The organism is Pseudomonas sp. Rh2, assembly GCF_040762985.1.
Classification (GTDB): domain Bacteria; phylum Pseudomonadota; class Gammaproteobacteria; order Pseudomonadales; family Pseudomonadaceae; genus Aquipseudomonas; species Aquipseudomonas taiwanensis.
In genome coordinates this window covers 2221788-2244662 of record NZ_CP142890.1, presented here as the reverse complement: position 1 = coordinate 2244662, position 22875 = coordinate 2221788, and the positions used below count along the sequence as shown (strand labels likewise).

General features: G+C 62.0%; 19 protein-coding genes. 6 read left to right on the top strand and 13 right to left on the bottom strand.

All coding sequences use genetic code 11. The features are described from left to right. Position 1: 1 nt before the first annotated feature. Both VXM67_RS10115 and VXM67_RS10110 read left to right on the top strand, forming a co-directional pair. The gene (locus VXM67_RS10115; RefSeq protein ID WP_367237649.1) at positions 2 to 574 is read left to right on the top strand and encodes a peptidoglycan binding protein CsiV; all 573 of its coding nucleotides are present in this window, start codon (positions 2 to 4) and stop codon (positions 572 to 574) included. A gap of 1 nt (position 575) precedes the next feature. Continuing rightward, positions 576 to 3902 (top strand): SNF2-related protein, encoded by a 3327-nt coding sequence (locus tag VXM67_RS10110; protein ID WP_367237648.1) that lies wholly within the window; start codon positions 576 to 578, stop codon positions 3900 to 3902. Between the two features lie 87 nt (positions 3903 to 3989). Here VXM67_RS10110 and nagZ read toward each other — a convergent pair whose 3' ends face one another. Genes nagZ through VXM67_RS10095 form a run of 3 tightly spaced genes read right to left on the bottom strand, consistent with a single transcriptional unit; the run spans position 3990 to position 6277 of the window. Next, a complete protein-coding gene (gene nagZ / locus VXM67_RS10105; protein ID WP_177325262.1) occupies positions 3990 to 4988 on the bottom strand; it encodes a beta-N-acetylhexosaminidase in 999 nt (332 codons plus the stop codon). A 22-nt stretch (positions 4989 to 5010) separates the two neighbouring features. After that, positions 5011 to 5535 carry a L,D-transpeptidase gene (locus tag VXM67_RS10100; protein ID WP_023379580.1) on the bottom strand — a complete coding sequence of 175 codons (525 nt, stop codon included), beginning with the start codon at positions 5533 to 5535 and terminating at the stop codon, positions 5011 to 5013. A gap of 40 nt (positions 5536 to 5575) precedes the next feature. Continuing rightward, positions 5576 to 6277, bottom strand: coding sequence for a TetR/AcrR family transcriptional regulator (locus VXM67_RS10095; RefSeq protein WP_023379579.1), 702 nt, complete (start codon positions 6275 to 6277; stop codon positions 5576 to 5578). A gap of 243 nt (positions 6278 to 6520) precedes the next feature. Between VXM67_RS10095 and lexA the strand changes: the two genes are divergently transcribed. Then, the gene (gene lexA / locus VXM67_RS10090) at positions 6521 to 7129 is read left to right on the top strand and encodes a transcriptional repressor LexA (RefSeq protein ID WP_023379578.1); all 609 of its coding nucleotides are present in this window, start codon (positions 6521 to 6523) and stop codon (positions 7127 to 7129) included. A gap of 13 nt (positions 7130 to 7142) precedes the next feature. Next, entirely contained in the window at positions 7143 to 7619 is a 477-nt protein-coding gene (gene sulA / locus VXM67_RS10085) for an SOS-induced cell division inhibitor SulA (protein ID WP_023379577.1), read from the top strand. Between the two features lie 40 nt (positions 7620 to 7659). Here the strand turns inward: sulA and VXM67_RS10080 are convergent, their stop codons facing one another. The 7 genes from VXM67_RS10080 to VXM67_RS10050 form a co-directional block, all read right to left on the bottom strand. After that, positions 7660 to 7893 carry a hypothetical protein gene (locus tag VXM67_RS10080; RefSeq protein ID WP_004376430.1) on the bottom strand — a complete coding sequence of 78 codons (234 nt, stop codon included), beginning with the start codon at positions 7891 to 7893 and terminating at the stop codon, positions 7660 to 7662. Between the two features lie 50 nt (positions 7894 to 7943). Continuing rightward, positions 7944 to 8459, bottom strand: coding sequence for a DUF6586 family protein (locus VXM67_RS10075; protein ID WP_023379576.1), 516 nt, complete (start codon positions 8457 to 8459; stop codon positions 7944 to 7946). An 89-nt stretch (positions 8460 to 8548) separates the two neighbouring features. Continuing rightward, on the bottom strand, positions 8549 to 11158 hold the full coding sequence (topA, locus tag VXM67_RS10070) for a type I DNA topoisomerase (RefSeq protein ID WP_027906767.1): 2610 nt from the start codon (positions 11156 to 11158) through the stop codon (positions 8549 to 8551). A gap of 100 nt (positions 11159 to 11258) precedes the next feature. After that, positions 11259 to 11510, bottom strand: a complete 252-nt coding sequence (locus VXM67_RS10065; RefSeq protein ID WP_023379574.1) for a DUF1653 domain-containing protein — start codon at positions 11508 to 11510, stop codon at positions 11259 to 11261. Positions 11511 to 11590: 80 nt separating this feature from the next. Further along, the gene (fadA, locus tag VXM67_RS10060) at positions 11591 to 12766 is read right to left on the bottom strand and encodes an acetyl-CoA C-acyltransferase FadA (RefSeq protein ID WP_023379573.1); all 1176 of its coding nucleotides are present in this window, start codon (positions 12764 to 12766) and stop codon (positions 11591 to 11593) included. A 46-nt stretch (positions 12767 to 12812) separates the two neighbouring features. Next, positions 12813 to 14960: a fatty acid oxidation complex subunit alpha FadB gene (gene fadB, locus VXM67_RS10055; RefSeq protein ID WP_023379572.1), complete on the bottom strand. Its 2148-nt coding sequence runs from the start codon at positions 14958 to 14960 to the stop codon at positions 12813 to 12815. 692 nt (positions 14961 to 15652) lie between these two features. Next, positions 15653 to 16090: a hypothetical protein gene (locus tag VXM67_RS10050; RefSeq protein WP_023379571.1), complete on the bottom strand. Its 438-nt coding sequence runs from the start codon at positions 16088 to 16090 to the stop codon at positions 15653 to 15655. Between the two features lie 108 nt (positions 16091 to 16198). Between VXM67_RS10050 and VXM67_RS10045 the strand changes: the two genes are divergently transcribed. Then, complete coding sequence (locus VXM67_RS10045) at positions 16199 to 16639, top strand: universal stress protein (RefSeq protein ID WP_023379570.1); 441 nt, start codon at positions 16199 to 16201, stop codon at positions 16637 to 16639. Between the two features lie 52 nt (positions 16640 to 16691). Here the strand turns inward: VXM67_RS10045 and VXM67_RS10040 are convergent, their stop codons facing one another. Further along, the gene (locus tag VXM67_RS10040; RefSeq protein WP_023379569.1) at positions 16692 to 18620 is read right to left on the bottom strand and encodes an ATP-binding cassette domain-containing protein; all 1929 of its coding nucleotides are present in this window, start codon (positions 18618 to 18620) and stop codon (positions 16692 to 16694) included. A 220-nt stretch (positions 18621 to 18840) separates the two neighbouring features. Here VXM67_RS10040 and VXM67_RS10035 point away from each other — a divergent pair, with 220 nt between their 5' ends. Then, positions 18841 to 20766, top strand: a complete 1926-nt coding sequence (locus VXM67_RS10035) for a transglycosylase SLT domain-containing protein (protein WP_023379568.1) — start codon at positions 18841 to 18843, stop codon at positions 20764 to 20766. A gap of 91 nt (positions 20767 to 20857) precedes the next feature. Here VXM67_RS10035 and VXM67_RS10030 read toward each other — a convergent pair whose 3' ends face one another. Both VXM67_RS10030 and VXM67_RS10025 read right to left on the bottom strand, forming a co-directional pair. After that, entirely contained in the window at positions 20858 to 21658 is an 801-nt protein-coding gene (locus VXM67_RS10030; protein ID WP_023379567.1) for an MOSC domain-containing protein, read from the bottom strand. Positions 21659 to 21722: 64 nt separating this feature from the next. After that, on the bottom strand, positions 21723 to 22658 hold the full coding sequence (locus tag VXM67_RS10025) for a chemotaxis protein CheV (RefSeq protein WP_023379566.1): 936 nt from the start codon (positions 22656 to 22658) through the stop codon (positions 21723 to 21725). Between the last annotated feature and the right edge of the window lie 217 nt (positions 22659 to 22875).

Here is a 22875-nt window from a genome sequence, read left to right as displayed (position 1 = left end):
CATGCGTGCCATCCGTTGCCTGACCTTGCTGCTGACGCTGTTCACGCCGGCCGCCTTCGCCGAAGGCCTGTATCAGGTGGAAATGATTCTGGTGCGGCAGAACAACGTGCCCGCCTTCACCAGCCCGTTCGCCCCGGAAGACTGGAGCGCTGGCGCCCCGCGCCTGGAAAAGGACGACGAGCGTCGGGTCGCCCTGGACGATGAGGTGACCCGGCTCGAAGCCACCCCGAACTACACCGTGCTGTTGCACAAGGCGTGGCAACAGCAGGTGGGCGGCGAGCCCAGCCGTATCGCGCTGGGCACGGGCAAAGAGCAGTTCGGCCACTTCCCCATCGAAGGCAACCTGAGCATCACCGAAGGCCGCTTCATCACTGTCGAGGCCAACTTCTGGGTCAACCAGCTCGATGGCAACGGCAACGTGCTGCAGAGCGAACAATTCAAGCAGAGCAACAGCAATGTGAAAGGCGGCCAACTGACCTTCCTCGATGGCGGCCACCTGGCAGTGCTGCTGAAGGTCACGCCTCCGGGCACACCGAAGATGCCGGTCATGGACCCGGAGATGATGGAGCAGTGATGTGAACGCGGGTGACGCAGAAGAATTGCTCAGGGCCTATCCGCACTGGGTCGATCACTTCGATCCCGGCGCGCTGAGCCGCGGTCGCGCATATGCCGCGCAGGAGCGAACCCGCATTCTGTCGCAGGATGCCACGTCCATCGAGTCGACCTGCAAAGGCTCGTCAGGGCAAACGTACACCCAGATAATCAAGCTGTTCGCGCATGCCGGAGAGCTGCGTATTCTCGGCAGCTGCAGTTGCCCGGTGCGCCTGAACTGCAAGCACTGCGTCGCCGCCTTGCTGCTCGTACAGGACGGCGCCAGCGGTCTCGCCCCCTCCATGACCCGCGAACAAGCCGCACTCTCGCTGCCCCCTGATCTCAACCAGTGGGTGCAGGCACTGGAGACCCCCGCCAAACCGGTGAGTGCTCCGGCACCGGCGCGCAAGGGGCCGGCCATCTATTACCGGGTCTACAAAGACCGCGAACAATGCCGAATGGAAGTGCTCAAAGGCACCCGCCAGGCAGACGACACGCTCAAGCTGGCCCGAATCACGTCGCTGCCTGAACTGATCTACTATACCCCCCGCTACGTGACCGAGGACGACGGCCGCTTGTTGCGCCTGATCGATGCACGCACGCAGTCCGTGACGCCGGTGGTCGAGCTGGAAGGCAAGCAGGGCGCAGAGCTGTTCGGCTACGCCCTGGCGACTGGGCGCCTACTTTACGAGCAGGACCCATCGCCACTGCTTGGCGGCCCGAAGCTGCACGCTGAATTTCGCTGGGTAAGGCTGGAAAACGGCAGTTACCGGGGCGCCTGGTACCACGATGATCACCTGCAACTTCAGGCAATTCCGATCGAGCCACTGTATTACGTGGACCGGCAGTCGCACCGCTGCGGCATACTCGACCACGACCTTGACCCCTTCATTGCCAGCCAGCTCGCCCGTGCACCCACGGTCCCCGAACACCTCGTCGTGCCCTTGAGCCATCGCCTGAATGCCCTGAACCGCCAGGTTCCAACACCCACCGCTGTCAGCAGCGAACAGATCGAAGATATTTCACCACGCGGTCGACTGACCCTCGGCAGCCTCGAATTCAGCGCCTACATGCCCAAGACCGGTCGCATGCAGCGCCAGATGCAACACCGCGCAGCCCTGTCGTTCGACTATGACGGCCTGCGCGCCAGCGGCAGCGACGAAAAGCCTCTGACTCGCCTGGTGGACGCCACCAGCCAACGCATCCGCCGCCAGCCCCAAGCTGAGCAAGCCCTGCGCAAGACCGTGCGGGACCTCGGTTTCAAGGCCGCCACCCGGCAGAGCAAAGCCCTGCCCGACAGTGCCGGCGAGATGCTGCAATTGCCGGACGACGAAGCCTGGCTGCGCTTTGCCCGCGATGGCCTGCCGCGCCTTCGCGAGGCGGGCTGGGAAATCGACATCCACCGCGATTTCGCCTTCAGCCTGCACGAGGTGGACGACTGGTACGCCACCATCGACGAAGCCCCAGGCCATGAGTGGTTCGACCTGGAGCTGGGGATCGTGGTCGATGGTCAGCGCCACAGCCTGTTGCCGATCGTGCTGCAACTGCTGCGCAGCAATCCTGAGCTGCTGCGCCCAGCCGAACTGGCCCGCCGCAGCGACGACGAGCACCTGCTGATCGACCTCAACCGAGGGCGGCTGGACAGCCCGGCGCTGCGCGTCGCCCTGCCCTACGGCAGGATCAAGGCCGTGATGGGCACCTTGGGTGAGCTGTACCTGCACGAGGACACCGCCGGCCCGGCACTGCGCCTGGACCGCGCCGACGCTGCACGCCTGAACGACATCGCCGATCTGCCACTGCACTGGGAAGGCGGCGAACACGTACGTGACCTGGGCCGGCGCCTGCGCGATGCCCGTGACCTGCAAGTCGCGCCGCCCCGCGAGCTCAACGCCACCTTGCGTCCTTATCAGCAGCAGGGCCTGAACTGGATGCAGGCCCTGCGCGAGATGGGTACCGGCGGGATCCTGGGTGACGACATGGGCCTGGGCAAGACGCTACAGACCCTGGCCCACCTGCTGCTGGAAAAACAGTCCGGGCGCCTGACCTCCCCCGCCCTGGCGGTGATGCCGACCAGCCTGGTGCCCAACTGGCTCGACGAGGCCCAGCGCTTCGCCCCCAGCCTGCGGGTACTGGCCCTTCACGGCCCCGGACGCAGCAAGCACTTCGCCTCTCTGCATGAATACGACTTGGTATTGACCACTTACGCCCTGGTGCCGCGCGACCTGGAACACCTGCGCGGGCAACCTTGGGCGGTCCTGGTGCTCGACGAAGCACAGAACATCAAGAGCAGCACCAGCAAGGCCGCCCAGTCGGTGTGCGAGCTGCAAGCCAGCCAGCGCCTGTGCCTGACCGGTACGCCCATGGAAAACAACCTGGGCGAGCTATGGTCGCTATTCCACTTCTTGATGCCCGGCTGGCTGGGCGACCTCAAGCGTTTCAACCAGGACTACCGCACCCCGATCGAGCGTCAGGGCGACAGCGAGCGCATGACCCACCTGGCCAATCGTGTTCGCCCGTTCCTGCTGCGCCGGACCAAGGAGCAGGTAGCCACCGAGCTGCCCGCCAAGACCGAGATGGTCCACTGGGTCGAGCTCAGCGACGCCCAGCGCGACACCTATGAAGCCGTGCGGGTGGCGATGGACAAGAAGGTCCGCGAGGAAATCGCCCGCAGCGGCGCGGCGCGCAGCCAGATCGTGATCCTCGATGCCTTGCTCAAGCTGCGCCAGGTGTGCTGTGACTTGCGCCTGGTCAAAGGTGTGGAGGCCAAGGCCAACCAGGCCGACAAAGGCAAACTCGGCGCCTTGATGGAAATGCTCGAAGAACTGCTGAGCGAAGGCCGTCGTGTGCTGCTGTTCTCGCAGTTCACCTCGATGCTGGCGCTGATCGAGCAGGAGCTTGCGAAACGCGATATCCGCTACAGCCTGCTGACCGGCGACACCCGAGATCGCCGCGCTCCGGTCAAGCAGTTCCAGGACGGTGACAGCGACGTATTCCTGATCAGCCTGAAGGCCGGCGGTACAGGGCTTAACCTAACTGCCGCAGACACGGTGATTCACTATGACCCTTGGTGGAACCCCGCCAGCGAGAACCAGGCCACCGACCGCGCCTACCGCATTGGCCAGGACAAACCGGTGTTCGTATTCAAGCTGATCACCCGGGGTACCGTGGAAGAGAAGATCCAGCAACTGCAGCAGGAGAAGGCGGCGCTTGCGTCCGGCTTGCTCGACGGCGGCCAGGCCGGGCAGTGGCGCCTGGGGGATGACGAGATCGAGGCGCTGTTCGCACCGTTGCCAGGCAAACGCGGGCGCTAAGCTTCTGGGGCCGCTACGCAGCCCCTTCGCGACACGAGGCCGCTCCCACAGCGATAGCGCAAACCGTGGGATGTCGCAAGCGACGCCTCAGTCGACCAGCTGCGCCTCTTTCAGTGCGCCGAGTGCCTCCAGCCAACGGGGCTGCTGGCGGTAATCGGTCCGGGCAAAGCCCTGCCCACGCATCCGCGCGATGCGTGGCGATGGCTTCACCTTGAGCCGCTGCGCCGCACACAACGCCAGTTCAGCCGACGCGCGGTCATTGCACACCAGACCCATGTCGCAACCGGCGCTCAGTGCCGCTTCGATGCGGTTGGCGGCATCCCCGACCACATGCGCGCCGGCCATGGACAGGTCGTCACTGAAGATCACACCCTGGAAGCCCAGCTCGCCGCGCAGGATGTCTTGCAACCAGCGGCGCGAGAAGCCGGCCGGCTGGTTATCCACCTGCGGGTAGATCACATGGGCAGGCATCACGGCGGCAAGCTGGCTGCCCAAGCGGGTGAATGGCAGCAAGTCAGCCTGGCGCAATTGCTCGAGGCTACGCTCGTCGGTGGGGATAGCCACATGGGAGTCGGCCTCGGCCCAGCCGTGCCCAGGGAAGTGCTTGCCACAGGCCGCCATGCCTGCGGCATTCATGCCACGGATGAAGGCACCAGCCAATTGCGTGGCGCGTTGCGGGTCACCTTCGAAGGCGCGGCTGCCGACCACTGCGCTGCGCTGGTGATCCAGGTCGAGCACCGGCGCGAAACTGAGGTCCAGGCCAACCGACAGGACCTCGGTGGCCATCAGCCACCCGCACTGTTCGGCCAGGTACTCGGCATTGGCGTTATCGGCAATCGCACGCATGGCCGGCAAGCGCACGAACCCCTGACGCAGGCGTTGAACGCGACCGCCCTCCTGATCGACCGCCAGGATCAGGTCGGGACGAATGGCGCGGATCGACGCACACAATTCACGCACCTGACGGGGGTTTTCGACATTGCGCGCAAAGATGATCAAGCCAGCCACTTCGGGCTGGCGCAGGAGATGTCGGTCCTCGGCGGTCAGCCATTTACCGGCAATATCCACCATCAGAGAGCCTTGCAGGCTGACGGTCATAAGGAATCCTTCATTGAAGACTGAGAGAAGCCCACTGGGGGCAGGCAGCCTCTTCGATACGCACCGGGCAATGGGCCGGCACTCGGTCGAACAGGTCAAGCAAATCCGTGTTGCGCAGGCGTATGCAGCCATGTGACAACGGTACGCGCAAGGGTTCGATGTCCGGCGTCCCGTGCAGGTAAATGTAGCGACGAAACGTGTCGACACCGCCCCGGCGGTTGAAGCCAGGCTCGCATCCACTGAGCCACAAGATGCGGGTCAGGATCCAGTCACGCCCAGGACACTGCTCGTGCAGCGCTGGCGTCCAGACCTCACCGGTCCAGCGTCGCCCGCTCAACACCGCATTGAGCGGCAAACCCGCACCGATCTTCGCACGCACTTGATGCAGGCCACGCGGCGTACAGCCGGAGCCATTGCGCTCACCCGCGCCGTTACGTGCCGTGGAAACATCGAGACGAACCCGCAATTGCCCACGGACGAAGCCGTAGAGGCGCTGGTCGGTCAGGGAAATGTGCAGAAAGTCGAGGTCAGGCATGGGCGCTAGCTTAGCCGAAGCGCCCTGCCCCGCCCAGTGTTCAGGCCTTGGCGGTGGCGTTCTTGCTGCGTGGACGCAGCTGAGCGCTGGCCATGGCCTCGTCGGTGACGCCACTGTCGGCACGCATGCCGGCCGCCAGGAACGGCACCATCAGGCGCATGACTTGTTCGATCGAGGTATTGATGCCGAAATCGGTTTCGGCAATGGCCCGCAGTGCCTTGATACCCGACATGCTGAAGGCCGCGGCACCGAGCATGAAATGCACACGCCAGAATAGCTCCAGCGGCGGGATGCGCGGTGCAGCCTCGTTGACCAGCAGCATGTAGCGGCGGAACACCTTGCCATACATGTCCTCGAGGTAGCGGCGCAGGTGCCCCTGGCTCTGGCTGAAGGCCAGGCCCAGCAGGCGCATGAAGATAGAGAGGTCGTTGTTGCTGCGCGGCTGCACGGCAAGCGCCTGCTCCACCAGCATCTCCAGCAGTTCTTCGAGCGAGGGTTTCTGTTCAGGCCGGGCCTGGCGACGCTCCAGCTCGCGCTCGAGGCTGGCGCAGAACGGGCCCAGGAAGCGCGAGAACACCGCCTGGATCAGGGCCTTCTTGGAACCGAAGTGGTAGTTGACCGCGGCCAGGTTGACGCCAGCCTTGCTGGTGATCAGCCGCAGCGAGGTTTCGGCGAATCCCCTCTCTGCGAACAGCTGCTCGGCAGCATCGAGAATGCGTTCAACGGTTTCCGATTGGGCCATGACTACTCCGCCAGACAAACAGGTGTTTGAAACATACGTTTCAGGCCTGTTTATGTCAAGGCTCGCTGACCGTGCGGTCGCCATTAAAACACAGCTTCGCCCTACACGCTGAAGGCCACGCTGCCCGCCACGCCCAGCGCCTCATGCAGCACATTGCCAGCCTTTTCCGCGTGCACAACGCTTGCAGTGGGCCAGCCACTGTATATAATCCCAGTCACTGTATAAAAAGACAGAGCGCTCGCCATGTTGAAACTGACGTCACGCCAAGCCGAAATTCTGGCCTTCATCAAACGTTGCCTCGAAGACAACGGCTTCCCGCCGACGCGCGCGGAGATCGCTCAAGAGCTGGGCTTCAAGTCGCCCAACGCCGCCGAGGAACACCTCAAGGCCCTCGCCCGTAAAGGCGCGATCGAAATGACCCCTGGGGCCTCCCGCGGCATTCGTGTCCCTGGGTTCGAAGCCAAGGCAGAAGAAAACGGCCTGCCAATCATTGGCCGGGTCGCGGCCGGCGCACCGATTCTCGCCGAGCAGCATATCGAGCAATCCTGCAACATCAACCCTGCCTTCTTCCATCCACGCGCCGACTACCTGCTGCGCGTACATGGCATGAGCATGAAGGACATCGGCATTTTCGATGGCGACCTGCTCGCCGTCCATACCTGCCGTGAAGCCCGAAACGGCCAGATCGTCGTCGCCCGCATCGGTGACGAAGTAACGGTCAAGCGCTTCAAGCGTGAAGGCAGCAAAGTCTGGCTTATTGCCGAGAACCCCGAATTCGCCCCCATCGAAGTCGACCTGAAAGAACAGGAACTGGTTATCGAGGGCTTGAGTGTCGGCGTCATTCGCCGCTGATCCAGGAGGCGTCATGCAGCAGTCCATCCATGCACCCCAGCAAGTTCAGCTCCCGCTGTTCGAGGCTTTCCTCGCCCAGCCGGTATTGCCTGGCTTGAAGGCACAAGAGCCGGCGCGCAAGCACAGCCAACCCGAGCTGTTTAGCGAACTGTCACTGCGCGGCGCAGTTGGACACTGCCAAAACCTGCTGGCGCCTGTGCTACGCGAGCTGAGCGAAGAAGACGACGCCCGCTGGCTGACCCTGATCGCCCCACCCTCTAACCTGACCCAAGCCTGGCTGCGGGATGCAGGCCTCAACCGCGAACGCATTCTGCTGCTGCACCCTCGCGGCAACCAGAGCCCGCTGCAACTGGCCTGTGAAGCCCTGCGCCTTGGCCTTAGCCACACCGTAGTGAGCTGGCTAGGGAACATCAACGCCAGCGCACGCCAGCAACTGGTGCGCGCAGCCAACGCCGGAAACGCACAAAGCCTGAACATCCGCCTCGGCTGATGTTCAGGCTTTGCCTGTTACCTCACACCACACTCTTCGTTTAGTGCAGTACGCGCGGTCCTTCGTCGCGTTCGAGTTCGCCATCCATGAGACGACCTGCCATTTGCACGCCGACGCTCAGCATTGCCTTGGCGACTTCGACGTGCTGCCCCTGCAAGAACGCCTTGGCGTCCTCCGAGAAATCCAGGGTTACCAGAGAGCCTTCGTCCTCGGCACGACGCAGTTCGATCCGGCCATCAGGCAACTCGACAATTTCTAGAAAGGACGTTGACATATAGGGCTGTTCTCCTCGAAAGGCCAGCATTGTACCAGTCGAATCAGTGATCAGCACTCACTCAACGCGTCACGGAACCGTCTCACCAAGTCCTTAAGGTTGTTCCTCCAGCTTTCCAGGGTTGCTCTCGACAGCGCAGGTTGCTCGGGTTCGTCGAGATTGACAGCCTGGATCAGCGGTTGGGTGACGTCGGTTTTAGGGGTTTTCTTCGCGACCGGCGGTCGGAACAAATCGGCATAAGCACTGACCAGTTGCGCCAGCCAGGTTTCCCGCTGGCGCACCAGTTCGAGCATTTCAGCCACTTCAGGGATGGCGATGTCGTTCAGCGCATCGTCGGCGAGCGCCTGCTCGACCGAAGCCACTACCGGCAGCCGGTAGAAGCCGCCGATCTCGTGACACAGTCCCAGCAGCGCGCCATTGAGGTGAAACAACGCTGCCTCGCGTTCAGCCTGGACCAGGCCCTGGGCATTCATGGCCTGGCTCTGTTCGGCCTTGGCCATCGATTCGAGGGCGAGGCCGGCGAAGAACAGTTTCTGGTTGGTGCGGGTGTAGAGTTCCTGGGCCATTTCGAGTGCCCTCCCATAGGCTGCAAGGCATATTACTGCATCATAAATGATTAGGGCCGCAAAGCGGCCCCAATTACAGCACCGAGGAATCAGCGCTTGTCTTCGACTTTCCAGGTACTCCCGTCGTAAAACGCCTTCCAGCCGGTCGGCTTGCCATCGACCTCGGACTGCACGTATTGCTCCTTGGTCTTGCGGCTGTAGCGAATCACCGCTGGACGGCCTTCAGGGTCCTTCTGCGGCGCATCGCAGAGGAAGTGGTACTTAGGGTCGATCTCGTGCTTGTGTGGAACGATCTCCATCACCAGCGGGGCCCGGGTTTCGCGGTTCTTGGGGAACTGGCTGGCGGCCAGGAACAGCCCAGAAGCGCCGTCGCGCAGCACGTAGGTATCGTCGACCTTCTCGCACTTGAGCTCCGGCATGTCCACCTTATCCATCTTCGGTGGCGCCGCTTCGCCGCTCTTGAGCAGCTTGCGGGTGTTCTTGCACGAAGGATTGGTGCAACCGAAGAACTTGCCGAAACGGCCTGTCTTGAGCTGCATCTCGCTACCGCACTTGTCGCACTCCAGGCTCGGCCCTTCGTAGCCCTTGATCCGGTAGTTGCCTTCCTCGATCTCGTAGCCCGCACAGTCCGGGTTGTTACCGCAGATATGCAGCTTGTGCTTTTCGTCCAGCAGGTAGGCATCCATCGCCGTCGCGCAGATCGGGCAACGGTGCTTGCCACGCAGCACGCGGGATTCCGACTCGCCCTCGTCGTCTGCAGCAATCTCGTCACCCGGCACCAGGTTCACGGTGGCCTTGCAGCGCTCTTTGGGCGGCAGGCTGTATCCCGAGCAACCCAGGAACACGCCGGTCGAAGCGGTACGGATCATCATCGGCCGCCCGCATTCCTTGCACGGAATGTTGGTCATGGTCGGCTGGTTGGCACGCATGCCGTTCTCTGCCGACTCGGCCGTCAGCAGTTTCTTGCTGAAGTCGCCGTAGAACTCGTCCAGCACGTTCTTCCAGTCACGCTCGCCCTGGGCCACGTCGTCGAGGTTCTCTTCCATGTCGGCGGTGAAGCCGTAATCCATCAGATTGGAGAAACTCTCGGAGAGGCGTTCGGTGACGATGTCACCCATCTTCTCGGAATAGAAGCGGCGGTTGTGCAGGGTCACATAGCCACGGTCCTGGATGGTGGAGATGATCGCCGCATAGGTGGACGGACGACCGATCCCACGTTTTTCCATTTCCTTGACCAGGCTGGCCTCGGTGAAGCGCGCCGGTGGCTTGGTGAAATGCTGGCTCGGGTCGAGTTGGATCAGCTTCAACGCCTCACCCTGGGCCATTTCCGGCAGCACATCGTCTTCGCCTGGCTTGCTCTGCTGTGGCAGCACACGGGTATAACCGTCGAACTTCAGGATACGGCCCTTGGCACGCAGCTCGAAGTCGCCAGCAGCGACCGTGACGCTGGTGGACAGGTATTGCGCCGGCGGCATCTGGCAGGCCAGGAACTGACGCCAGATCAGCTCGTACAAGCGCTCGGCATCGCGTTCCATGCCGCTGAGCTTGGTCGGATGGGTATTGACGTCAGAAGGACGAATCGCTTCGTGCGCTTCCTGAGCGCCCTCCTTGCTGCCGTACACCAGCGCAGCTTCCGGCAGGTACTGCTTGCCGAACTCACGCTCGATGTAGCTGCGCGCCATGTCCAGGGCGTCGGCCGACAGGTTGGTCGAGTCGGTACGCATGTAGGTGATGTAACCCGCTTCGTACAGACGCTGGGCCATCATCATGGTCTTCTTCACCCCGAAGCCCAGGCGATTGCTCGCAGCCTGCTGCAAGGTGGAGGTAATGAACGGTGCCGACGGCTTGCTACTGGTCGGCCGGTCTTCGCGCTTGACCACGCTGTAGCTGGAAGCCTTGAGCTTCTCCAGTGCGGCCATGGCCTGGGCTTCATTGAGCGGCTTGAAGGCTTCGCCGTTCTCGCGAGCCACTTCGAAGCGCACCTTGGCGTTCTTGGCGGTGCCCAGGTCAGCGTGGACTTCCCAGTATTCCTCGGGGATGAAAGCCCGGATTTCGCGCTCGCGCTCGACCACCAGCTTCACCGCCACCGACTGCACCCGTCCAGCGGACAGGCCGCGGGCGATCTTGGCCCACAGCAATGGCGAAACCATGTAGCCAACCACCCGGTCGAGGAAGCGCCGCGCCTGCTGGGCATTGACGCGGTCGATGTCGAGTTCGCCCGGCTGGGAGAAGGCATCCTGGATGGCCTTCTTGGTGATTTCGTTGAACACCACGCGCTTGTAGCGGCTGTCGTCCCCACCAATGGCTTCGCGCAGATGCCAGGCAATGGCCTCCCCTTCGCGATCCAAGTCGGTTGCGAGATAGATGGTGTCGGCATCCTTGGCCAGGCGGCGCAGTTCGTCGATCACCTTCTCCTTGCCAGGCAGGATCTCGTACTTGGCCTTCCAGCCGTGTTCAGGGTCGACGCCCATGCGTGCCACCAGCTGGCGCCGCGCCTTTTCCTTGGGCGACAGGGCCGGAGCCTCACCCGCAGTCTTGCCGCGCTTGGCGGCCGGCTCTTTGCTGGCGCTGGCCGAACCGCTGGTGGGGAGGTCTCGGATATGGCCGATACTCGACTTCACCACGTACTGGTTGCCCAGGTACTTGTTGATGGTCTTGGCCTTGGCCGGGGATTCCACAATGACCAGCGATTTGCCCATGGATCGGAGTATTCCTGAATCTGAAGATTAAAAACGCGTCAGGTGCCAGACGCGGCACCGCTATATATAGTGGCAAAAGAGTGAGGTCAAGCGCGGTCGATCACTCGCCTGGCCCGGCCAAGTGCCCGGACAGCCCCTCTTCGGCCTTGACCAAAGCAAAGCGTGGCACCTGCTCGCCGTCAACCTCGACTGATTCGAGGAACATCGAAAGTGGCCGTACCCACAGCCCGAATTCGCCGTACAGCGCCTGGTAGAACACCACCCATTCTTCGGTCTCGGAGTGCTGGGCAGCGGCGAAGACACGGTACTCAGGCCCTTTGTAATGACGATACACGCCTGGTTGTATCTGCATGTCACTCACCCTCTTGAAACAAAATCTGTAAAAAAACAAAAACCGGGGCACTGGGCCCCGGCTGCTGACTTGCAACGCGATCAGACGCGCTCGAAGACAGTGGTGATGCCTTGACCCAGGCCGACGCACATGGTGGCTACACCGAGGGTACCGCCATTCTGCTTCATGACGTTGAGCAGGGTGCCGGAAATTCGCGCCCCAGAGCAACCGAACGGGTGGCCCAAAGCGATGGCGCCGCCGTGCAGGTTAACCTTCTCATCCATCTTGTCGAGCACTTTCAAATCTTTCAGCACTGGCAGGGCCTGTGCGGCGAAGGCTTCGTTGAGCTCGATGAAGTCGATGTCGGCCATGGTCAGGCCAGCACGCTTGAGGGCTTTCTGGGTCGACGGCACCGGACCGTAGCCCATGATCGCTGGGTCGACACCGGCCACCGCCATGGAGCGGATGACCGCCAATGGCTGGATGCCCAGGTCCATGGCACGCTGGCCAGACATGACGATCATGCACGAGGCACCATCGGTGATCTGCGACGACGTACCGGCGGTGACGGTACCCCCTTTGGGGTTGAACGCCGGCTTGAGCGACGCCAGGCCTTCGAGGGTGGTTTCCGGGCGGATGGTCTCGTCGAAGTCGAAGACCTTCAGGAAGCCGTTCTCGTCATAGCCCTGCATCGGGATGATCTCATCCTTGAACTTGCCCTCGACCGTCGCCTTGTGGGCGAGCTGGTGCGAGCGCAGGCCAAACAGGTCCTGTTGCTCACGGCTGATGCCGTGCATCTTGCCGAGCATTTCAGCGGTCAGGCCCATCATGCCTGAAGCCTTGGCGGCATACAGCGACATGTGCGGGTTCGGGTCGACGCCGTGCATCATGCTGACGTGGCCCATGTGCTCGACGCCACCGACCACGAACACGTCACCGTTGCCGGTCATGATCGCCTGGGCGGCGGTGTGCAGTGCGCTCATCGACGAACCGCACAGCCGGCTGACGGTCTGGGCTGCGGAAGTGTGCGGGATCTGGGTCATCAGCGACGCCATGCGGGCGATGTTCCAGCCCTGCTCCAGGGTCTGGTTGACGCAGCCCCAGATCACGTCCTCGACTTCTTTCGGGTCGACCTTGTCATTACGCTCCAGCAGCTTGCTGATCAGGTGCGCAGACATGTCTTCGGCACGGGTGTTGCGGTGCATGCCACCCTTGGAGCGGCCCATCGGGGTGCGACCGAAGTCGACAATCACCACGTCTCTTGGATTGAGGCTCATATCAATACTCTCGCTCTACTCTTGCTCTCAGGCGCTGTGGGGCCGCTCAGTTGAAGAAGCGCTGGCCATTCTTGGCCATCTCGCGCAGCTTCGCGGTCGGGTGGTACAGCGGTCCGAGGTCGGCATATTGGTCAGCCAGGGCAACGAACTCGGCCACCCCGATCGAATCGATGTAACGCAGCGCACCACCACGGAAGGGAGGGAAGCCAATGCCATAGACCAGGCCCATGTCGGCTTCGGCGGCGGTTTCGACGATGCCATCTTCCAGGCAGCGCACGGTTTCGAGGCACAGCGGGATCATCATCCAGTTGATGATGTCTTCGTCGCTGACTTCACGCGCTTCGAACACGATCGGCTTGAGGACGTCGAGCACGCTGCTGTCGGCCACTTTCTTCGGTTTGCCGCGCTTGTCGGTTTCGTAGGCGTAGAAGCCCTTGCCGTTCTTCTGGCCGAGACGGTTGGCCTCGTAGAGCGCATCGACGGCCGAGCGACGGTCATCTTTCATGCGGTCCGGGAAGCCTTCGGCCATTACGTCACGGCCGTGGTGGCCGGTGTCGATGCCGACGACGTCCATCAGGTACGCCGGCCCCATGGGCCAGCCGAACTTCTCCATAACCTTGTCGATGCGCACGAAGTCGACACCGGCGCTGACCAGCTTGGCGAAGCCGCCGAAATACGGGAACAGCACGCGATTGACCAGGAAGCCGGGGCAGTCGTTGACCACGATCGGGTTCTTGCCCATCTTCTTGGCGTACGCCACGGTGGTGGCGACCGCTACATCGCTGGATTTCTCGCCACGAATCACTTCCACCAGCGGCATCATGTGCACCGGGTTGAAAAAGTGCATGCCGACGAAGTTCTCTGGACGCTTGAGGGCCTTGGCCAATAAGTTGATGGAGATGGTCGAGGTGTTGGAGGCGAGGATCGCATCTTCCTTCACCTGGCTTTCGACTTCGGCCAATACAGCCTGCTTGACCTTCGGGTTCTCGACAACGGCTTCGACCACGATGTCGACGTTGGCGAAGTCGCCGTAGGACAGCGTCGGACGAATGGCGTTGAGCGCCTCCGCCATTTTCGCCGGGGTCAGGCGGCCTTTCTCGACACGCTTGCCGAGCAGCTTGGAAGCCTCGTTCAGGCCCAGCTGGATGGCTTCCTCGCGAATATCCTTCATCAGGATCGGGGTACCTTTGACCGCCGACTGATAAGCGATACCACCCCCCATGATGCCGGCGCCGAGCACGGCAGCCTGCTTCACGTCGTGGGCGATTTCATCATGGGCCTTGGCCTTGCGCTTGAGCTCCTGATCGTTCAAGAACAGGCCGACCAGGCTTTCGGCGACCGAGGTACGGGCCAGCTTGGCGAAACCTGCGGCCTCGACTTCCAGCGCTTTGTCGCGGCCGAAGTTGGCGGCTTTCTGGATGGTCTTGATGGCTTCGACCGGAGCCGGATAGTTCGGGCCGGCCTGCCCGGCCACGAAGCCTTTGGCGGTTTCGAAGGCCATCATCTGCTCGATGGCATTGAGCTTGAGCTTCTCGAGCTTCGGTTGGCGCTTGGCCTTGTAGTCCAGCTCGCCGCTGATGGCGCGCTTGATCAGGTCCAGGGCCCCGGCCTGCAGCAGTTCAGGGGCGACCACGGCATCGACCGCACCGACTTTCAGCGCGTCATCGGCACGGTTTTCCTTGCCCGAGGCAATCCACTCGATGGCGTTGTCGGAGCCGATCAGGCGCGGCAGGCGCACGGTACCACCGAAGCCAGGATAGATACCCAGCTTGACCTCTGGCAGACCGATCTTGGCGCTGGAGGACATGATGCGGTAATCGGCCGCCAGGCACATTTCCAGGCCGCCACCCAGGGCGATGCCGTTGATGGCCGCGACCGTCGGTACTTCGAGGTCTTCGAAGGCATTGAAGATGCGGTTGGCTTCCAGGTTGCCGGCAACCAGTTCGGCCTCGGGCAGCTTGAAGTTCTCGACGAATTCGGTGATGTCGGCGCCGACGATGAACACGTCCTTGCCACTGCTGACGATCACGCCTTTCACCGAGGCGTCGGCCTTGATGGCGTCGACGGCCTGGCGCAGCTCGTCCAGGGTCAGGCGATTGAACTTGTTGACGGACTCACCCTTGAGGTCGAACTTCAGTTCGACGATGCCGCTTTCAAGAGCCTTAACCGTGATGGCTTTACCTTCGTAAATCATCAACTGATCTCCACGATATGGAAGCTGAACTGTACGCACCGAACGCTGGCGGCAGAGCTGGCCATGCTGCCCTTGCCCCAGGCACACCCGTTAGCGCGCGAGTCGGGGTTCTGAGTGAGCGTTGTGACATACAAACGCTCAATTCATACGCCCGTTTGATTTGGGTATGCACACATTCTCCGAAAAGATCGGCGTTGTCAAATGCTCGCGAAGACCATGAAAACGCGACTTTCCAGTCATTTTGCAACGGCAGGGTTCGATACATGATGACAGTGATCGCTGATCATTCATGTCAGCGATTGACCATTCAGGGGGGGCGAAGGTGTTGGCCTTGAGATGTTCGGTGAAGCGTAGATCGCGAGCAAGGCTCGCCCCCACGTCTGTTTCGGGCTAGTTATTCCTGTGGGTAGGAAATCGATGATCTGTAGGAGCGAGCCTTGCTCGCGATGCGCCGCGAGGGCTGCGGGCGATCGAACAGGCCCCGAATAATCATCGCCAGCCACCTACCGCGCCCCTGCGCACATCCCACAAAAAAATCCAGGCATTCTCTCAATAACCCTCTACACTGCCAGTGGCTCCAAGAAATTCCCGGCCTGCCTGGCCTTTTCTGCACTGCAGAAACGACAAAGCGGCAACCTGGCACCTACCCTCCTGGGGCGTTGCCATGTTGCCGCTTTGTCGTTAACGCGTGTTCAAGCGAGGGTTTCAAAGGCGTGAGCAATATCCTGCAACACAGATTTATCACCGCGCTCGCTCCAGTACAGCGCAATCATGCGTTTGTCAGCCTCGACCTTGTAGACGGTCCCAGGCAGACGCGCGAACACCTCGTTCAGGCGGGGTTCCTCGCACACTTCACGCCACTGGTTCCACCATACGCCGGGACTGACCTGCCAGTAGCACCAGCTATCTTCGTGCCCTTTGCGGCGGGCCCGATGGTACTGAGGACACGGGCTAGGCGGCTCTTTTTCCAGCCAGTGCGGCCACTGCTGCGGCGCCAACTGCATGGCCAGCCCCATGCGCCGAGCCTCCAGGCGCAGACTCATCTGTTCTCCCTGCTTGCGTGAAAGACGCAGCCAGGAAAGCGGACTGAGAATCAGGGCAAGGATTGACACCACCAGCCATACCGTCATATCTAGATTCCATAAAGCGTTGCAAATGAGCGGGTTACTCAAGTTTCACGGAAGACCTGCCCCAAAGCGACCATACTTCCAATATCGCGATTGTCAGGAGTACAGCTCATGTCCTACGAACATCTTCTGGTTGCCGTCGACCTGACCGAAGAATGCGACCCGGTGATCAAGCGCGCCATGAAGCTCGCAGAGCCTACAGGCGCCAAGGTCTCTCTGGTGCATATCGTCGAGCCGATGGCCATGGCATTCGGCGGTGATGTGCCCATGGACCTGTCTCAGCTGCAGCAGCAGCAGTTCGACCAAGCCAAGGAGCGCATGGACCGACTGTTCAACAAGTACCCGGACATCAATCGTGGCGATTCGCACCTGACCTACGGCCAGCCGCGCCAGGAAATCCACCAGTTGGCCAAGGAACAACATTGCGACCTGATCGTGGTCGGCAGCCATGGCCGCCACGGGCTGGCATTGCTGCTGGGCTCTACCGCCAATGACGTGTTGCATGGCGCCCCTTGCGATGTCTTGGCGGTGCGGTTGCAGAAGAAGGAATGATCCAACCCGCACGGGCCCTATCGTCGGCGTGCCGGCGATAGGGCCCGTCGGATCAACCTTCCAGCTCGGCCCAGCGCTCTACCAAGGTATCCAGCTCAGCCTGCAGCTTCTCCAGCTTCGCCAGCACAGCCGAGGTTTCACCGATAGGGCGCTGGTAGAAGCCAGGTGCATTGACCTCTTCCTGAACCACCGCCATGCGCTGCTCCAGCTCGTCGATCTGCCCCGGCAACGCCTCCAGCTCGCGCTGCAACTTGTAGCTGAGCTTTTTCTTCGACGCATCAACGGCCGCGGCTGCAGGGGCCGGCGCCGCCTCGACGACAGGCTTTTCCACCACCGCGCTGTTGAGCTCCGACTTGCCGCCCTTGCTTTCGGTCACACCCAGCAACTTCGGCGAGCCACCCTGTCGAATCCAGTCTTCATAGCCACCGACGTACTCGCGGACCTTGCCCTCCCCCTCGAACACCAGGGTGCTGGTCACCACGTTGTCGAGGAAAGCCCGGTCGTGGCTGACCATCAGTACCGTGCCCTTGTAGTTGGACAGTACTTCCTCCAGCAGCTCCAGCGTCTCGACATCCAGGTCGTTGGTCGGCTCGTCGAGGACCAACAGGTTGGCAGGCTTGCTGAACAGCTTGGCCAGCAGCAGTCGCGCACGCTCGCCGCCGGACAGCGCCTTGACCGGGGTACGCGCGCGCTGCGGGCTGAACAGGAAGTCGCCCAGGTAGCTCAGCACATGGCGGCTCTGCCCGTCGATGTCGATGAAGTCCCGGCCTTCGGCCAGGTTGTCGATCACGGTCTTTTCCAGGTCGAGCTGGTGGCGCATCTGGTCGAAATAGGCCACTTCGAGCTTGGTACCACGCTCTACCTTGCCGGAGGTCGGCTCAAGATCGCCGAGCATCAGCTTCAGCAGCGTGGTCTTGCCTGTACCGTTGGCGCCCAACAGGCCAATACGGTCTTCGCGCTGCAGGACCATGGAGAAGTCCTTCACCAGCATCGGCCCCTCAGGGTGTGCGAAGCTGACATTCTCCAGCACCATGACCTGCTTGCCGGACTTCTCCGCCGCCTCGATCTGGATGTTGGCCTTGCCCTGACGCTCGCGGCGCTCACTACGTTCCACACGCAATGCCTTGAGCGCACGCACACGGCCTTCGTTGCGGGTACGACGGGCCTTGATGCCCTGGCGAATCCATACCTCTTCCTGGGCCAGACGCTTGTCGAACAGCGCGTTGGCGGTCTCTTCCGCGGCCAGGGCCGCTTCTTTGTGCACCAGGAAGCTGGCGTAATCGCCATTCCAGTCAATCAGGCCGCCACGGTCGAGCTCGAGGATGCGCGTCGCCAGGTTCTGCAGGAACGAACGGTCGTGGGTAATGAACAACACGGCACCGTTGAAGCCGCTCAGGGCTTCTTCGAGCCAGGCGATGGCGCCGATGTCCAGGTGGTTGGTAGGCTCGTCCAGCAACAGCAGGTCGGGCTCGGACACCAACGCCTGGGCCAGCAGCACACGACGGCGCCAGCCGCCTGACAGCTCGGCCAGGGTCTTGTCGGCCGGCAATTGCAGGCGGCTCAGGGTGCTTTCCACCACCTGCTGGAGGCGCCAGCCATCGCGCGCCTCCAGTTCGTGCTGGACATGCATGAGTTTTTCCAGATCTTCATCACCCTGAATGTTCTGGCTCAGGTGATGATATTCGGCCAGCAACGCGCCCACGCCATCAAGGCCTTCGGCCACCACGTCGAACACGCTGCGCTCGTCGGCTACGGGCAGCTCCTGAGGCAGCTCACCAATCTTCAGGCCGGGGGCACGCCAGATTTCGCCGTCATCGCCCTTCTGCTCACCCTTTACCAGGCGCAGCATGCTCGACTTGCCGGTGCCGTTGCGGCCGATGATGCACACCCGCTCGCCACGGGCGATCTGCCAGGACACTTTGTCCAGCAGCGGCATGGCGCCGAATGCGAGGGACACATCGCTGAATTTGAGCAGGGTCATGTTCGTCTCCAGAAAGCGGGCGCGCATTCTACCTGACTTGGCCCCTTCCGGCATTAAGTTGGCCATCCTGCCAGGGCCTGGCGACATCCGGTCGAACTTTACGCCTTGATACAAGCACAGCGCTTTCACCCGTCGCGGGCAAACGGCTAAGCTAAGCAATAGATTCCAACAGTGCTGGCATCGCCGTCACTTTCCCATGGTTCAACTGCCCGGACGTATCATGCGCAGCCGCCTGTTACACATTGCATCCTGCCTGCTGCTCACCGCTGCCGCCACAGCGGTGCAGGCCACCGACCTCTCCCTGCAACGCCAGTACTACGACGAGGCCAAACGTGCCTTGGCCAAGGGCGACAAAGGCCCGTACCTGCGTTACGCCCAGGCCCTGCGCGACTACCCGCTGACGCCTTACCTGGCCTATGACGAGCTCACCGCTCGCCTGAAAAGCGCCAGCAATGAAGAAATCGAGGGGTTCCTGGCCAAGCATGGCGACCTGCCACAAGCCAACTGGATGAAACTGCGCTGGCTGCGTTGGCTAGCCGAACGTGGCGAATGGAATACCTTCGCCAAGTACTACGACCCCAAGCTCAATTTCACTGAACTGGACTGCCTCAACGGTCAGTACCAACTGAGCCATGGCATGCGTGCCGAAGGTTTCGCCAGCGCCGAAAAACTGTGGAATGTCGGCAAGTCGCAACCTGCGGCCTGCGACACCCTGTTCGGCATGTGGGCAGCCGAAGGCCAGCTGACCGAGGCCAAGCGCTGGAATCGCACCAAGCTTGCCGCCCAAGCCCGCAACTATGGGCTGGCCAACAACCTGGTCAAGACCCTGACCACCCTCGCCCCGCAGGGCCGCCTGCTGGTCGACGTGGCACAGAAACCCGAACTGCTGAACCAACCTTCGCGCTTCACCCCGGTCAACGAAGCCATGTCCGACGTGGTCAGCCTCGGCTTGCGCCGCCTCGCCAGGCAGGACCCAGAGCGCGCCATGGCGCTGCTCGACGATTACGCCCAGCGCATGCATTTCTCCCGCGACGAAAAAGTCGCCATCGCCCGGGAAATCGGCCTGACCCTGGCCCGTCGCTATGATCCGCGCGCCCTGGACCTGATGACCCGTTTCGACCCGGAACTGCGCGACAACACCGTCAGTGAATGGCGCCTGCGTCTGCTGTTGCGTCTGGGCCGCTGGGAAGATGCCTACGAGCTGACCAAGCGCCTGCCCCAGGACCTGGCCAGCAGCAGCCGCTGGAAGTACTGGCAAGCCCGCACGCTGGAACTGGCCCAGCCGAACAACCCGCAGATCCCCTTGCTTTACAAGAATGTGGCACGCGAGCGGGATTTCTATGGTTTCCTCGCCGCCGACCGCGCTCAAACGCCCTACCAGCTGAACAACCGCCCCCTGGTGCTGAGCCCGCAACTGGTCAACAAGGTGCGTAATACGCCCGGGATCAAACGCGCCCTGGAATTCCACGCCCGCGGCCAGATCGTCGAAGGGCGCCGCGAGTGGTACCACGTCAGCCGCCACTTCACACGTGACGAGATGGTGGCCCAGGCGCGCCTGGCCTATGACTTGCGCTGGTATTTCCCGGCCATTCGCACCATCAGCCAGGCTCAATACTGGGACGACCTGGACGTCCGTTTCCCCATGGCCCACCGCGACACCCTGGTGCGCGAGGCCAAGGTACGCGGCCTGCATTCGAGCTGGGTGTTCGCCATAACCCGCCAGGAAAGCGCCTTCATGGAAGATGCCCGCTCCAGCGTGGGTGCCAGTGGCCTGATGCAGCTGATGCCGGCAACGGCCAAGGAAACCGCACGCAAGTTCAGCATCCCGCTGGCGTCGCCGTCGCAAGTGTTCAACCCGGACAAGAACATCCAGCTGGGCGCAGCCTACCTGAGCCAGGTACACAGCCAGTTCAACGGCAACCGGGTGTTGGCCTCGGCGGCCTACAACGCCGGGCCCGGACGGGTACGGCAGTGGCTCAAGGGCGCCAAGCACCTGAGCTTCGATGTGTGGGTGGAATCGATCCCGTTCGATGAAACTCGCCAGTACGTGCAGAACGTGCTGTCGTATTCGGTGATCTACGGACAGAAGCTCAATTCGCCGCAACCGCTGGTGGATTGGCATGAGCGGTACTTCGACGATATGTAAGCCATGCTCCCCCTGTCGGTTGTCAGGGGGTACACGGCCAGGCTCCCTGCAAGAGCCGGCTTGCCGGCGATGAGGCCGGCAAGCACTCCCGCTATTCCACCACCTCGACCCTCATCCCCACTTCAAGCACCCCTCGGCCATCCACCGCCAGGTTCTGCCCGAACAACACATCCCCTTCCTTTTCACGGAATGTCTTGAGCGTGGTCAACGGCTCACGGTCCGGGCTGCGCTCTCCGGTCACCGGGTCGAGCGTGGTGAAGATGCAGCGCACGCTGGGCTTGAGCAGGCGAAACTCCAACTCGCCGATGCGAATGCGCTTCCAGTTATCCTCGGCGAACGGCTCACTGCCCTGCACCACCAGATTCGGTCGGAAGCGGAGCATTTCCATGGGCCGGCCAATGCGCCGGTTGAGTTCATCCAACGACCCTTGGCCAATCAGCAGGAATGGAAAGCCATCCGGGAACGCCGCCCGGTCGCTGTTCAAGCCATAACCGCTGGGCAGGTAGCGAGCACGCTGTGGCGGGCAATACACCAGACGTACAGGCTTTGCGAGCATCTGCGACAACCAGGCAGCCGCCTCGTCGCCCGCATCGGGCACCCGCAAGGTATCGCGCCAGATCGTCACCCCGCGCAAATCATCGTCAGCCTCCGGCATCTTCACCTGCAGCGACGGCTGCCCTGGGGTTTCCAAGAGCAGCCCCGTTTCAACATGGCTTGCCTTGAGCTGGCTCAGTTGCGGCCAGGCGCGCTGGGTCAAAAAGCGGCCGTTTTCCTCCTCGACCACCATCCAGCGACGATCACCGAGCACACCCAGGTGATCCACCGGCGAAGCCTGCAAGCGTTGCGCCTGCCCCGACTTCACCGGATATCGATACAACTCACTTAGAAACATCCCTGCCAGCCTCGCACTCTCCGAAAACGCCTAGCTTATACCCGGCGCACGGTCAGCGCAGGTATCAGGCGCTGGCGGTATCCAGCAACAGACGCTGCTTCACCACATCGACCAGACGATCAGGCTGGAACTTGGAGAGGAAATTGTCGCAACCGACCTTCTTGACCATGGACTCGTTGAAGCTGCCCGACAGCGACGTGTGCAGCACCACATAGAGCTTGCGCAGGCGCGCATCGCCGCGAATCTCGGTGGTCAGCCGGTAACCATCCATTTCCGGCATCTCGGCGTCAGTGAACACCATCAGCAATTTCTCGCAGACATCTTCGCCAGCATCGGCCCACCCCTTGAGCATGCGCAGTGCTTTGAGGCCGTCGCTGGCCACATGCAGCTTGACGCCAAGCTGGGACAGGGTGTCGCGCAACTGCGCCAGGGCTACGCTGGAGTCATCCACCAGCAACACTTCTCGCCCGCGAGCACGCGACAGCACCGGGTCGGCGAGCTTGTCGCCGGAAACCCTGGCGTTGTAGGGAACGATCTCGGCCAGGACCTTTTCCACGTCGATCACTTCCACCAACTTGTCATCGACCTTGGTAATGGCGGTCAGGTAATGCTGACGGCCAGCGCTGGAAGGCGGCGGCATGATGGCTTCCCAGTTCATGTTGACGATGCGATCGACTCCGCCCACCAGGAAGGCTTGCACCGAGCGATTGTACTCGGTGACGATGATGGTGCTGTCCGGGCCCGGCTGCAGCGGGCGCATGCCGATCGCCTGGGACAGGTCGATCACTGGCAGGGTCTGCCCGCGCAGGTTCACCACGCCGCAGACGAATGCATGACGCTGCGGCATCAAGGTCAGCTTGGGCAGCTGCAGCACTTCCTGCACCTTGAACACGTTGATCGCGAACAGCTGGCGACCTGCCAGGCGGAACATCAGAATTTCCAGGCGGTTTTCACCCACCAATTGCGTTCGTTGGTCTACCGTGTCGAGAATGCCAGCCATTGGAAAAGCCCCCAGGCTCGTGTGGGAAAAGTGAGTTGATCCATCCTGTATCGGCATTTTTATGCGCAGCTTGACCCCCGCAGGAAAAAGCCTTGCCAGCGATTGATATCACTTTACCATCATGCTTTACTGCGATCATCGCAACCCCACCTTCTTCGTCGCCACCCCTACCCAGTATCAGGGAAACCCTTAGCAGCAATCGGGTGCAACCTGATGT